Origin of the sequence: uncultured Aliiroseovarius sp., from assembly GCF_947497285.1 — a bacterium.
Taxonomy (GTDB): domain Bacteria; phylum Pseudomonadota; class Alphaproteobacteria; order Rhodobacterales; family Rhodobacteraceae; genus Aliiroseovarius.
In genome coordinates, this window is sequence record NZ_CANMFT010000007.1 from 146,346 (window position 1) to 158,649 (window position 12,304).

The following is a 12,304-nucleotide window of genomic DNA, read 5'->3' on the forward strand; positions in this document are numbered from 1 at the left end:
TCCCTGAAATCGCTCTGCGCACACCCTATTTGGGTTTCACATCCGGCGCAACGATCCGGCTTTAGGCGACCAAGGCCTCGGCGTTCTTCAGGTCGACGCTGACAAGTTGGCTGACGCCCATCTCGGCCATTGTGACGCCAAACAGGCGGTCCATCCGCGCCATGGTCACCGCGTGGTGGGTGATGATCAGGAACCTTGTGTCGGTGCGACGCGTCATTTCGTCCAGCAGGTCACAGAACCGCGTGACGTTGGCGTCGTCCAAGGGCGCGTCGACTTCGTCCAGCACGCAGATCGGGGCGGGGTTGGCAAGGAAAACGGCGAAGATCAGGGCCAGAGCGGTCAGTGTCTGTTCACCACCCGACAGCAAGCTGAGCGTCGATAGCTTCTTGCCCGGCGGTTGGCACATGATCTCAAGCCCAGCTTCCAGCGGGTCATCGCTTTCGACCAGAACCAGCTTCGCTTCGCCACCGCCAAACAGGTGTTTGAACAGGTTGCCAAAGCTGCCGTTCACCTCTTCAAACGCGGTCAAAAGGCGTTCGCGCCCTTCCTTGTTCAGGCTGGCAATGCCGCTGCGCAGCTTCTTGATCGCCTCTTCCAGATCGGTCTTTTCCTTGAGCAGCGTATCGTGTTCTTCCTGAACCTCTTTCGCGTCCTCTTCGGCGCGCAGGTTCACGGCCCCCAAGGCATCGCGCTGGCGTTTCAGGCGGTTCACGTCGTGTTCGATTTGCTCGGCTGACGGCATCTTGTCGGGGTCGCCGTCGAGGCTCTCCAATAGCGCGTCGGGCGTTGTTTCCATGTCCTCGGCAATGCGTTCAACGGCATAGGTCACGGTCTCGCGGGCGGCCTCGGTGCGCGCTTCTGCGCGCGCGCGGGCCTCGCGGGCCTCACCGGCGGCGCGTTCGGCTTCACGTTCGGCATTTGTCGCCTCGCGCTCTGCAGTTTCGCCCTTGGCCAGCTTGTCCGCGGCACCTTTGCGCCGGGTTTCAGCCTCGTCGATCGCGTCGGCAAGTTCGTCACGTTTGGCGGCCAATGCTTCCGGGGTCGCGCTCGCCTCCGCCAGCTCAGCTTCGCTTTCGGTTTTGCGCTCTTCCAGCTCGGCAATCCGTTTTCCCGCCGTTTCAAGGCGGTGTTTCCAGCCGGACACCTCTTTGATGATTTCCTGCGAGCGGCGGGTGCGCGCTTCACCTTCGCGGCGCAATTCATCGTGGGACGAGCGTTTGGCCATCATCGTCATCCGCGCGGCTTCCACGGCCATCTTGACGTCTTCGACCTGCGCGCGCGCCGCGTCCAGATCGCCCAGATCGGCCACGCCGCGTTCGGCTTCCACCAACCGCTGCCGCGACCCCATGGATTCTTCCTCGTGGCGTTTCAGGGCCATGCCGAGGTTTTCCAGCTTGCCACCAGCGATATTGCGATCCGCTTCGGCACGGGACAGGGCGCGGTTGGCGTCCGCCATCGCGCGGTCGGCGTCGCGACGGGCGTCGCGTGCGCGCTTGTCGGCATCGGTGGTCTCAATCAGTCGGGTTTTCAGCGTTTCATGGGCCGCGCGTGCGCCATCCGCACGGGCCGAGGCTTCCTCAAGATCCTGTTTCAGTTCTTGCAGGCGGTTCAGCTGTTCAAGGCGCAGGGCAGCCGTCGAGGGTTGATCTTCTGCCCCAGCCCGGAACCCGTCCCAACGCCACAGGTCGCCTTCGGTCGACACCAGGCGCTGGCCCGGTTTCAGGTCAGCCTGCAGACGGGTGGCGTCTTCTGTATTGACCAGCCCGATCTGGCTCATCCGGCGGGCCAGCACCTCTGGAACCGTGACATAATTGGACAGGGCGTTGACGCCATCGGGCAGGGGCTGTGCTTGCGCATAAGCGGGTAGCGATGCCCAGCCAGACGGTGCGTCCCCATCAATCGCGGGCGCACGCAGGTCATCCGCCAGCGCCGCGCCAAGCGCCTTTTCATAGCCGGGCTTGACCCGCAGATCGTCCAGAACCTGCCCGCCTTCGGACGCATCACGTTCGACCAGCCGCGCCAATGCCTGAACCTCGGCGTGCAACGCGTTCACCTCACCTTCGGCCGAGGACCGGGCAGCGCGGGCGTCGGCCTCGCGGGCCTGTGCGTCAGCGCGCGCCTCGTCTGCGGCGACCAAAGCGGCTTCGGCGGCTTCGGCGGCTTTTGCGGCGGTGGTTTCAGCGGTCTTGGCCGCGTCGTAATCTGCCCCCGCCTTGTCCAATGCCCCTTTGGCGTCGTCCATTGCGGCGCGGGCACGTTCAGCCTCGCCTTCGCTTTTCTCAAGCGTCTTGCGGCTGTCTTCCAACAGGCGGTGCGCCGATTGGTGGCGCGCGGACAGGCGCGCGACGTCTTCGGTCAGTTGGGACAGATCGCCTTCGCGCTCCTGTAAAATCGCCGCACTTTCGCGCGCATCGGCATGGGCAGCTTCCAGCGCCGCGTCATGGCCATCCGACGCTTTGGCAAGCTGCGCCTGTTCCCACTCCAACCGTTCAATCGTTTCGCCAGCGTCTTTGTTCAACCCGCTTTCACGCTCGATGTCGCGGGAAAGTTGGGTGATCCGGGCGGTCAGGGTTTCAATCCGCTGGCGGGCCTGGGCTTCCTGATCGGACAGCTGGTCGCGTTGCACTTGAAGGCGCTGCAGGATGGCGGCGGCGACGGCTTCTTCTTCGCGAAGCGGTGGCAGGCGGTCTTCGGCCTCTTGCCGGGCTTTGCTGGCCGCACGCGCGGCACCTTCGGCGGCAGCGGCGGCTTTCACCCGCTCAGTCAGTTGGGCTTCCGCCTCGGCGCGGGCGGCGTCCGCTTCTTTCCAGCGACGATAGAGCAACAGCCCCTCGGCGCGGCGCAGATCATCCCCGATGGTGCGATAGCGGGCCGCCTGCCGGGCTTGCCGCGCCAACTGGCCCAGTTGCGACGCCAATTGTTCGATCACATCGTCAACACGCGACAGGTTGGTCTCGGTGCCCTTCAACTTCAACTCAGCCTCATGGCGGCGTTGATACAGCCCGGAAATGCCGGCGGCCTCTTCCAGAATGCGCCGACGGGATTTCGGTTTCGCGTTGATCAACTCGCTGATTTGCCCCTGACGCACCAGCGCGGGCGAATGCGCCCCGGTCGAGGCGTCAGCAAACAGCATCTGCACGTCGCGCGCTCGCACATCCTTGGTGTTGACCTTATAGGCCGAGCCCGCATCGCGCGTGATCCGGCGCACAATCTCAAGATTGTCGTTGTCGTTGAAACCGGACGGGGCCAGCCGTTCGCTGTTATCCAGCAGAAGCGCCACCTCGGCAAAGTTGCGGGCGGGTCGGGTCGAGGCACCTGCAAAAATCACGTCTTCCATTCCGCCGCCGCGCATGGCGGTCGGGCGGTTTTCGCCCATCACCCAGCGCAGGGCTTCCAGCAGGTTCGACTTGCCGCAGCCATTTGGCCCGACCACGCCTGTCAGCCCGTCCGCGATCACCAGATCGGTCGGGTCCACGAAGCTTTTGAAGCCATTCAGGCGGAGTTTTGAAAACCGCAAGCGGTCTGCCTCATCTTTGATTCTTCTCAGACACTGAGTTTTTCGGGGGATTGTGGGCGAGTCAACGACTGACCGCGACATATGGATGATTTCGGCGGGTTATCCACAAGATATTGCATTTGAACCGCCCCTCGCGCCGGGCATTGCCGTCAAAGCGTGGTGTCGGGTCGGTTTCCGGCTTGACCCTGCCAAGCCTCGCACGGCAAACAGGGGCCGCATGGTTCCCCGTTCAGGGGAGAATAGGGAATGCAGTGAGGGTGACCCAATCCGGGGCCCGATGCTGCAGCCGCCCCCGCGACTGTAAGCGGTGAGCGTCCACCTGATGCCACTGGCCCAAACGGGCCGGGAAGGCGGACGGACGCTTTGACCCGCAAAGCCAGGAGACCTGCCATGCGCAATGAAACCCACCCGTCGGGGAGACGGGGCTTGGAGGACAAGATGCAAAGCAAAATACCCGCCACTGTTGTCACTGGCTTTCTTGGTGCTGGCAAAACCACTCTGATCCGTCACATGCTGGACAACGCAAACGGCAAGCGCATTGCGCTGATCATCAACGAATTTGGCGATCTGGGCGTGGATGGGGACATCCTGAAAGGCTGCGGGGACGAAACCTGTTCCGAGGATGACATCATGGAGCTGTCGAACGGCTGCATTTGCTGCACCGTGGCCGAGGATTTCATCCCGACGCTGGAAAAGCTGCTGGATCGTGATACGCCGCCCGATCACATTGTGATTGAAACGTCAGGGCTGGCGCTGCCGCAACCCTTGGTGCGCGCTTTTCAGTGGCCCGAGATTTCCACTCGCGTGACCGTCGATGGCGTCGTCACCGTGGTGGATGGCAAAGCCGTTTCGGACGGTCAGTTCGCGTCGAACCTTGCGGCGGTCGAAGCACAGCGCAAGATGGATGACAACCTTGACCACGAAACACCGTTGTCCGAACTGTTCGCCGATCAGGTGGCCTGCGCCGACATGATCGTCGTGAACAAGTCTGACCTGCTGGGCGAGGATGAGGCCCAAGCATTGGTGGGCAAGCTGTCCGGCGATGCGCGAAAGGGTGTGCAGGTCGTGCGCACGTCGATGGGTGTTTTGCCGGTCGAGGTGTTGCTGGGTCAGGGTGTCGGTGCCGAAGATGACATGGACGCACGCTTGTCACAACACGAGCAAGGGCATCACGATGATCACCATGATCACGATGATGACCATCACGACGATGACAACCACCATCATCATGACCACGACCATGATGCGTTCGAAAGCTTTGTTGTGACACGGGCCGAAGTTGCTGATCCGGCGGCGTTTGCCGAGCAAGTTGCCCAAACGATCCGTGACCATAACATCCTGCGCCTGAAAGGTTTTGCCGCCGTTTCAGGCAAACCGATGCGCCTGACCTTGCAAGCGGTTGGTCCACGTGTCGATACGTATTATGACCAGCCCTTCGGCGCCCAGCCGCGCGAAACCCGTCTGGTGGTGATCGGCCAGTCCGGGCTGGACCGCGTCGCCATCGAAAAGGCCTTGGTGGCATGACCATCGACGTCACCCCCGGCGATCCCCGTGATCCGGGGGCAACGGCTCTGCTTCAGCAAAGTCATTCGCTGATGGAAGAATTATTCCCGCCCGAGGATAATTTCTATCTGGACATAAACGACCTTTGCGTGCCCGAGATTTCGTTCTTCGTGGCGCGCGACGGGGGCAGTGTTCTTGGCACCGGCGCACTGGCCGACAAGGGCAGTTATGGCGAGGTCAAGTCGATGTTCGTCGCGACCGAGGCGCGCGGCAAAGGCGTGGGCGAGGCACTGCTGGCGCGGATCGAAGAGACAGCCCGCCAAAAGGGTCTGGCCGCCTTGAAGCTGGAAACCGGCAATGTGCTTCATGCGGCACACCGGCTTTACCAGCGCGCCGGGTTCAGCATTTGCAGGCCGTTTGGGGATTACCCCGAGGCCAACAGCTCAATCTTCATGGAGAAGGCGCTGTGACGAACGCTCAGCCCTTCTTCGCTTCAGCGGCGGCTTTCATCCGGGCCAACAGCGCCGCTTTGTCGTCCTTGCGGTTCAGCGGGTTCTTCTCGGTGCCACGGGCGTTATGTTCGGCGTGGCGCGGGGTGCCTTTGGCGGGCTTGGGCGCGCCGGCTGCTTTATAGTCCATCGTTCTACCTTGATTGGGCATGAGATTGCCCGGTCACATAACACCAATTCGCAAAGGGCGCGACATGCATCTTCTGGCCGCCACACCCGGTTCCATCGACGACGGAAAGGAACCCGTTGATCTGGGGCAAACGCCTGCCGACGTGGTGTTCATCTCGGCCGCAGATACGGAATTGGCGGGTCTGTCGCAGGCGCGCGTTGAAATGGCCGATCCACCCGGATTGCGTCTGGCCAACATGATGCATCTGGCGCACCCGATGTCGGTTGATCTGCATATCGACAATTGCGCGACCAAATCCAAATTGGTGATCGCCCGCGTGCTGGGCGGTGTCGGGTATTGGAAATACGGGGCCGAACAATACGCGGCGCATTTGCGCGATGCGGGTGTCCCGCTCGCGCTGTTGCCCGGTGACGACAAGCCGGATGCGGAATTGCGGGCGTTGTCTACGGTTTCGGATGAGGATTATGACGCGCTCTGGGCCTATCTGGTCGAGGGCGGGCCGGAAAATGCGGTCGGGTTCCTGAGCTACACCCGCGCTATGCTGGATGGCAGCGACAAACCCGAAGCCGCGCGCCCCTTGCTGCGTGCTGGCGTCTATTGGCCCGGCGCAGGGGTCGCCGATCTGGACGCGGCGCGGGCGGAATGGACCGATGGTGCCTCCGTGGTGCCGATTGTGTTCTACCGTGCGCTGGTGCAGGGGGCCGGGCTGAACCCGATCAACCGATTGGTGAAGGCGCTGCTCAGGCAGGGTCTGAACCCTCTGCCCGTGTTTGTCGCGTCGCTGAAAGACCCAGTGTCGGTCGCGACGATGGAGCATTTGTTCACCGAGGCCGCCCCGTCAGTGATCCTGAACTGCACCTCCTTCGCGGTCGGATCACCGCATGAGGGCGAGCATCAGTCAGGGGCATCGAACCCCTTCCAGATGCCTTGGTGCCAAGCCGCGCCGGTCTTTCAGGTCGTTCTGGCTGGATCAAGCGAGGCAGCGTGGGAAGAGGGTTTGACCGGCCTCTCTGCCCGCGACATTGCGATGAATGTGGCCCTGCCCGAGGTGGATGGGCGCATCCTGTCCCGTGCAATCAGCTTCAAGGGCGAAGCGTTCTTTGACGACGCCACCGAATGCCCCATTGCCACCTATCGTGCGCGCGGCGACCGGGTGCAGTTCGTGGCCGAGCTTGCGGCCAGTTGGGCCAAGCTGCGACGGGCTGACCCAGCCGATCGGCGCGTGGCGCTGATCATGGCGAACTATCCCAACAAGGACGGACGACTGGCCAATGGCGTTGGGCTGGATACACCCGCCGCGGTTGTGCACGCGCTGGGCCTTTTGGAAGCCAACGGCTATCGCGTCACAGATGCACCCGCCGACAGCGATGCCTTGATGCACGCCGTGATGGCGGGGCCGACCAATTGGCTGACTGACCGGGCCGCGCGCTCGGGTGGGGTAACCCTGTCGATGGCAGAGTATCAGATCAGCTATGGCCAACTGCCATGGGCACTGCGCGAAGCGATTGAAACGCGCTGGGGCAAGCCTGAAGCCGATCCGTTCTATACCCCCGGTTCGGTCGATTGCGGTTCGTTCGCGTTGTCGGTTCTGGAATACGGCAATGTGGTCGTCGGGGTGCAGCCTGCGCGTGGCTATAACATTGATCCGACCGACACCTATCACAGCCCCGACCTTGTGCCGCCGCACAACTACCTCGCGTTCTATTTCTGGCTGCGACACACCTTTGGGGCGCACGCGATTGTGCATATGGGCAAGCATGGGAACCTTGAATGGTTGCCGGGGAAATCCGTGGCCCTGTCTGGTGAATGCTGGCCCGAAGCTGTGCTGGGTCCAACGCCGCATGTCTATCCGTTCATCGTCAACGATCCGGGTGAAGGCACGCAAGCCAAGCGCCGATCGCAAGCGGTGATTATCGACCACCTGACTCCGCCGCTTACACGCGCCGAGACCTATGGCCCGCTGCGCGATCTGGAAGCGCTGGTGGACGAGTATTACGAGGCCGCCGGGGTCGACCCGCGCAGGATTACCCATCTGCGCCGTGAAATCCTGAGCCTGACCTCTGCCACCGGGCTGGATGTCGATGTCGGTATGGCGGGGGATGATGAGGATCAGGATCTGGCCAAGCTGGATGCCTATCTGTGCGAGTTGAAAGAGGCGCAAATCCGTGATGGCCTTCACGTGTTTGGTCAGTCGCCTGAGGGGCGGTTGGAGCGTGACTTGGTGCAAGCTTTGGTGCGGGTACCGCGCGGAACAGGTGAAGGTGGGGACGCGTCGTTGATCCGGGCCTTGGCGTCTGATTTTGGTTTGGAGTTCGACCCGCTGGATTGCGATATGGCCGAGCCGTGGGGCGGCCCGCGGCCTGACATCCTATCTGGTGATGATGCTTGGCGCAGCAACGGCGATACAGTTGAGCGGCTGGAGCAACTGGCCGCCCGTCTTCTGGACGGAGAAACTCCTGCACCGGGCAGCGCCAGCACCGCCGTTCTGAATGAGATCAAAGAACGCGTGCGCCCGAATGTGGCGGCCTGTGGCCCCGGCGAGGAAACGGGGCTCCTCACCGCCCTTGCTGGGCAATTCGTCGCTCCCGCGCCGTCCGGCGCGCCAACCCGTGGGCGGCTGGACACGCTGCCGACTGGCCGCAACTTCTATTCCGTCGACAGCCGCGCCGTGCCAACCCCGACCGCATGGGCGCTGGGCTGGAAATCAGCGAACCTTTTGATCGAGAAACACCTGCAAACCCATGGCGACTGGCCGCGCGCTTTGCTCGTCACGGCTTGGGGAACCGCAAATATGCGGACGGGCGGGGATGACATCGCACAAGCACTGGCGCTGATGGGCGTGAAGCCAAAATGGGACGGAGCCAACCGTCGCGTGACCGGGTTCGAGGTGATCCCAGCCACTGCGCTGGGCCGTCCGCGTGTGGACGTCACCTTGCGCGTGTCTGGATTCTTCCGCGATGCGTTCCCGCAGCTTATATCACTGGTCGACAGTGCCGCACGCGCCGTGCAGGCGCTGGAGGAACCGGAAGACGTTAACCCCGCCGCCGCGCGTGTGCGGGAAGGTGAGACGGCGCATCGGGTCTATGGGTCGAAACCCGGCGCGTATGGCGCAGGCCTTCAAGCAATGATTGATGAACGGCTTTGGGCCAACAAGGCTGATCTGGCGGACGCTTATCTGGAATGGGGCGGCTATGCCTATGGCGCAGGAGCCGAAGGCGCGCGCGACCGCGAAGGGTTCGAAGCACGTCTGGGTCAGGTCGAGGCTATCGTGCAGAACCAAGACAACCGCGAACACGATATTCTGGACAGCGATGACTACTACCAGTTTGAAGGCGGGGCGGCGGCAGCGGTGTCGACACTGCAAGGCCGCGACCGGCCGATCTATCACAACGACCATTCCCGGCCCGAACGCCCGGTGATCCGCACACTGGATGACGAGATTGGGCGCGTGGTGCGGTCACGTGTCGTGAACCCGAAATGGATCGATGGGGTGAAACGCCACGGCTACAAGGGCGCGTTCGAGATTGCCGCGACCGTCGATTACCTGTTCGCCTTCGCCGCCACCACGGGCGCGGTGAAAGGGCATCATTTCGATCTGGTCTATTCGGCATTCATCGACGATGACGAGACGCGCGATTTCATCGACGAACACAATGCGCCCGCGCTGAAAGAGATCGCTGAACGGCTGACGGAAGCGATCGAGCGGGGCCTTTGGACTCCGCGCTCCAATTCGGCACGGGCGAGGTTGGACACGCTCAGATGAAGCCCCGCCGGTTTGACCCTGATGAAGACGCTGCGCCAATCCTTGCGCTTCTGCATCGTGCGTTTGTCAATATGGAGGGACGGATTGATCCACCCAGCTCGCTGCACCGTTTGACAAAGGCCGATATCGCAAATCAGGCGCGCGAAGGAGAGGTTTGGGTCATCGGCGAAGCAGCTTGTGTTTTTCTGACACCCCTTCCAGACGAGACACCTCCGGCGCTTTATGTTGGCAAGTTGGCAGTTGATTCATCAGTGCGCGGGCAGGGATTGGCGCGAGCCCTTATCGCGCTGGCTGAAAATCGAGCGAGTGCGTTGGGGTGTGCACGGCTTATCTTGCAGACACGAGTCGAACTGATCGAAAATCACGCAATATTTGAGAAACTTGGGTTCGTGAAGACCGCCGAAACTGCCCATCCCGGATATGACCGCCCTACGTCATGCCGGTTCGAGAAAGCACTGCCTGAGCGCTAGCTACAGTCAATCTCGGCCCGTTGGATGGCTTGATCGCCAGACAATGACCCTTTGACAACCCGGCATCCCGTCGCTTGTTCGATCGCGATTTGCGCGCGGGTAAGGATGATGGGAAGGCGGGGCAGGGCTTCGAAGCTTGTGCGATAGACTTCGACGAAGTTTTCGCGCCGGTGGACCGAAAAGGTAGAGCCGTCGACGGTTGCTTTCTTCACGCTGGTGTCGGCGGACATGAATTGCGGGCTGGGGCTGTCGCAGGCGGCCAGAAACACTCCAAGACTCAAAATCGCGACCAACGGTCTAGTGGTTTGCATCTGAATGGCCCTTTCGCCGATGGTTTCGCACGATGGTGAGCGGTTTTGGTTAACAAACCGTGAAATTCCGCGAGGGCAGAGGGTGTGACAACTTGGACCACACTCGGACTTGCTTTCAAAAGGGACTCAGCCTATAAATATTCATAAATATGAATATGAATGGAGAGATCCAATGCAAGCCAATCGCCCAGCGGACAAGTATTCGCCGCTCTACTTTCTGGCGTCTGTCGGCGCCGGTGGCCTGACGGTCACGTTTTTCATGTATCTGATGTTTTGGGTGCCGCACAAAGGCCGCCCGGTGCCCGTCTTCGAAGACATCTTTACCGCCCTTGGAACCGGTTCGATCGGTCTGCAGATTGCCATTGCAGTTGCGCTGGCCGGTATCGCGACCTTTGTGTTTCTGAACATCAAATATCTTGTTTGGAACCTCAAATCCTTCTCGGCATTTCGCAAGACCGACGCCTATGAGACGCTGAAGAACTCGAACGCTGAAACCACCCTTCTGGCGATGCCACTGGCGCTAGCGATGAGCGTGAACGCGCTGTTCATCGTCGGCTTGGTGTTCGTGCCGGGCCTGTGGTCGATCGTTGAATACCTGTTCCCCTTCGCGATGGCGGCGTTTCTGGCCATCGGCATTCAGGCGCTGATCTATATCGGTGATTTCCTTGGCCGCGTGTTGACCAAGGGGGGCGTCTTCGACGTCACCGCACATAACAGCTTTGCCCAGATGCTGCCGGCTTTCGCGCTGTCGATGATCGCGGTCGGTTTCTCGGCGCCTGCTGCGATGAGCACAAACTCGGTCGTCGTCGGTGTCTCGCTGGTTGGGTCCACATTCTTCGGGATGGCGTCAATCATCTATGGTGCGCTGGCCTTGTTCACGGCATTCAGTTCGATGCTGCACTACGGCACGTCGAAAGAAACCGCGCCGACGCTTCTGATCGTGATCCCGCTGATGACTGTTCTTGGCATCATGGCCTTGCGCCAGAGCCACGGCCTGCACGCCACCTTTGATGCGCATGTCACCGCTGGGGAAACCATGGTCTTCTTGGCCCGGTTGCTGACCATTCAGGTGCTGTTCGGTCTGATGGGTCTGGTTGTCTTGGCCCGCCATGGATACTGGAAAAGCTACGTTCTTGGCAGTGAAACCTCGCCAGGATCCTATGCGCTGGTCTGCCCCGGTGTAGCCTTGTCGGTGCTGACGCAGTTCTTCGTGAATGCGGGGCTGGTGCAAGCTGGCGTGGTGGACAAGTACTCGGTGATTTACTGGATTGTGACGGCGATCGCGATTGCCTTCCAGTTTGCCATGGTTGCCATGGTCTTCCGCCTAAACAAGCAGCATTTCGGGCGCGCGACACCACAGGCTGTGCCTGCAGAGTGACCTGAACTCCGCTGAAATGATTGGGGGCGTGCCTGAAACGGCGCGCCCTCTCTTGCATCTGGTCTTCATGACCCGCACAGTGACGGGCGAGCAATTCATGAGGATACCATGACCGTAGACCCCGACCGCCACGCCTCGAAGATGGCCAAGAAGAAAGCCGCCCGCGATAAGATCATGGCGACCAAGACCGACAAAAAGGGCTTGATCATCGTCCATACCGGCAAGGGCAAGGGCAAAAGCTCGGCCGCGTTCGGGATGATCTTCCGCTGCATCGCGCATGGGATGAAAAGTGCGGTTGTGCAGTTTATCAAGGGCGGAATGGATTGCGGCGAACGTGATCTGATCGATGCGAACTTCTCTGACATCTGCGAGTTTCACACGATGGGCGAGGGCTTTACCTGGGAAACACAGGACCGCACTCGCGACGTGGAAATGGCGCAGGCCGCGTGGGAGAAGTCGAAAGAACTGATCCGTGATCCGTCAAACACCATGGTTTTGCTGGACGAAATCAACATCGCCATCCGCTATGATTATGTGGATGTGAACGAAGTCGTCAAATTCCTCACCGAAGAAAAGCCGCCTATGACCCATGTGGTTCTGACGGGGCGCAACGCCAAGGACGAACTGATCGAAATCGCCGACCTTGTTACCGAAATGGAGCTGATCAAGCACCCATTCCGGTCTGGGGTCAAAGCGCAAATAGGTGTCGAATTCTGACGCCTT

The 12,304-nt window shown here is 61.2% G+C and carries 9 protein-coding genes and 1 riboswitch; of the genes, 6 read left to right on the forward strand and 3 right to left on the reverse strand.

From position 1 onward, the window contains the following. Window positions 1-61: 61 nt before the first annotated feature. Window positions 62-3,517 (reverse strand): chromosome segregation protein SMC, encoded by a 3,456-nt coding sequence (smc, locus tag Q0864_RS13215; RefSeq protein ID WP_298570697.1) that lies wholly within the window; start codon window positions 3,515-3,517, stop codon window positions 62-64. A gap of 201 nt (window positions 3,518-3,718) precedes the next feature. Continuing rightward, window positions 3,719-3,925, forward strand: a riboswitch (cobalamin riboswitch). 30 nt (window positions 3,926-3,955) lie between these two features. Between smc and cobW the strand changes: the two genes are divergently transcribed. Continuing rightward, window positions 3,956-5,041, forward strand: a complete 1,086-nt coding sequence (gene cobW, locus Q0864_RS13220) for a cobalamin biosynthesis protein CobW (RefSeq protein ID WP_298570699.1) — start codon at window positions 3,956-3,958, stop codon at window positions 5,039-5,041. Beyond that, window positions 5,038-5,490 carry a GNAT family N-acetyltransferase gene (locus Q0864_RS13225; protein WP_298570701.1) on the forward strand — a complete coding sequence of 151 codons (453 nt, stop codon included), beginning with the start codon at window positions 5,038-5,040 and terminating at the stop codon, window positions 5,488-5,490. The genes cobW and Q0864_RS13225 overlap by 4 nt, the downstream gene beginning before the upstream one ends. Before the next feature lie 7 nt (window positions 5,491-5,497). On the opposite strand, the gene Q0864_RS13230 is transcribed toward Q0864_RS13225, so the two are convergent. Continuing rightward, window positions 5,498-5,659, reverse strand: coding sequence for a hypothetical protein (locus Q0864_RS13230; protein ID WP_247038451.1), 162 nt, complete (start codon window positions 5,657-5,659; stop codon window positions 5,498-5,500). A gap of 64 nt (window positions 5,660-5,723) precedes the next feature. Between Q0864_RS13230 and cobN the strand changes: the two genes are divergently transcribed. Both cobN and Q0864_RS13240 read left to right on the forward strand, forming a co-directional pair. Next, window positions 5,724-9,422 (forward strand): cobaltochelatase subunit CobN, encoded by a 3,699-nt coding sequence (gene cobN / locus Q0864_RS13235; protein ID WP_298570705.1) that lies wholly within the window; start codon window positions 5,724-5,726, stop codon window positions 9,420-9,422. Beyond that, window positions 9,419-9,892 carry a GNAT family N-acetyltransferase gene (locus Q0864_RS13240; protein ID WP_298570707.1) on the forward strand — a complete coding sequence of 158 codons (474 nt, stop codon included), beginning with the start codon at window positions 9,419-9,421 and terminating at the stop codon, window positions 9,890-9,892. Before cobN ends, Q0864_RS13240 begins: the two co-directional genes overlap by 4 nt. Here Q0864_RS13240 and Q0864_RS13245 read toward each other — a convergent pair. Then, window positions 9,889-10,203 carry a hypothetical protein gene (locus Q0864_RS13245; protein WP_298570709.1) on the reverse strand — a complete coding sequence of 105 codons (315 nt, stop codon included), beginning with the start codon at window positions 10,201-10,203 and terminating at the stop codon, window positions 9,889-9,891. The two genes, Q0864_RS13240 and Q0864_RS13245, sit on opposite strands and share 4 nt — an antisense overlap. A 172-nt stretch (window positions 10,204-10,375) precedes the next feature. On the opposite strand from Q0864_RS13245, the gene Q0864_RS13250 reads away from it, so the two are divergent. Both Q0864_RS13250 and cobO read left to right on the forward strand, forming a co-directional pair. Further along, a complete protein-coding gene (locus Q0864_RS13250; RefSeq protein WP_298570711.1) occupies window positions 10,376-11,581 on the forward strand; it encodes a hypothetical protein in 1,206 nt (401 codons plus the stop codon). Between the two features lie 108 nt (window positions 11,582-11,689). Next, the gene (gene cobO / locus Q0864_RS13255) at window positions 11,690-12,298 is read left to right on the forward strand and encodes a cob(I)yrinic acid a,c-diamide adenosyltransferase (protein ID WP_298570713.1); all 609 of its coding nucleotides are present in this window, start codon (window positions 11,690-11,692) and stop codon (window positions 12,296-12,298) included. Window positions 12,299-12,304 lie beyond the last annotated feature (6 nt).

What these genes read in the sequence shown, in the direction of transcription:
- cobW (WP_298570699.1), top strand. Translation starts at nt 3,956, where the DNA reads ATGCAAAGCAAAATACCCGCCACTGTTGTCACTGGCTTTCTTGGTGCT.
- Q0864_RS13225 (WP_298570701.1), top strand. Translation starts at nt 5,038, where the DNA reads ATGACCATCGACGTCACCCCCGGCGATCCCCGTGATCCGGGGGCAACG.
- Q0864_RS13230 (WP_247038451.1), bottom strand. Translation starts at nt 5,659, where the DNA reads ATGGACTATAAAGCAGCCGGCGCGCCCAAGCCCGCCAAAGGCACCCCG.
- cobN (WP_298570705.1), top strand. Translation starts at nt 5,724, where the DNA reads ATGCATCTTCTGGCCGCCACACCCGGTTCCATCGACGACGGAAAGGAA.
- Q0864_RS13240 (WP_298570707.1), top strand. Translation starts at nt 9,419, where the DNA reads ATGAAGCCCCGCCGGTTTGACCCTGATGAAGACGCTGCGCCAATCCTT.
- Q0864_RS13245 (WP_298570709.1), bottom strand. Translation starts at nt 10,203, where the DNA reads ATGCAAACCACTAGACCGTTGGTCGCGATTTTGAGTCTTGGAGTGTTT.
- Q0864_RS13250 (WP_298570711.1), top strand. Translation starts at nt 10,376, where the DNA reads ATGCAAGCCAATCGCCCAGCGGACAAGTATTCGCCGCTCTACTTTCTG.
- cobO (WP_298570713.1), top strand. Translation starts at nt 11,690, where the DNA reads ATGACCGTAGACCCCGACCGCCACGCCTCGAAGATGGCCAAGAAGAAA.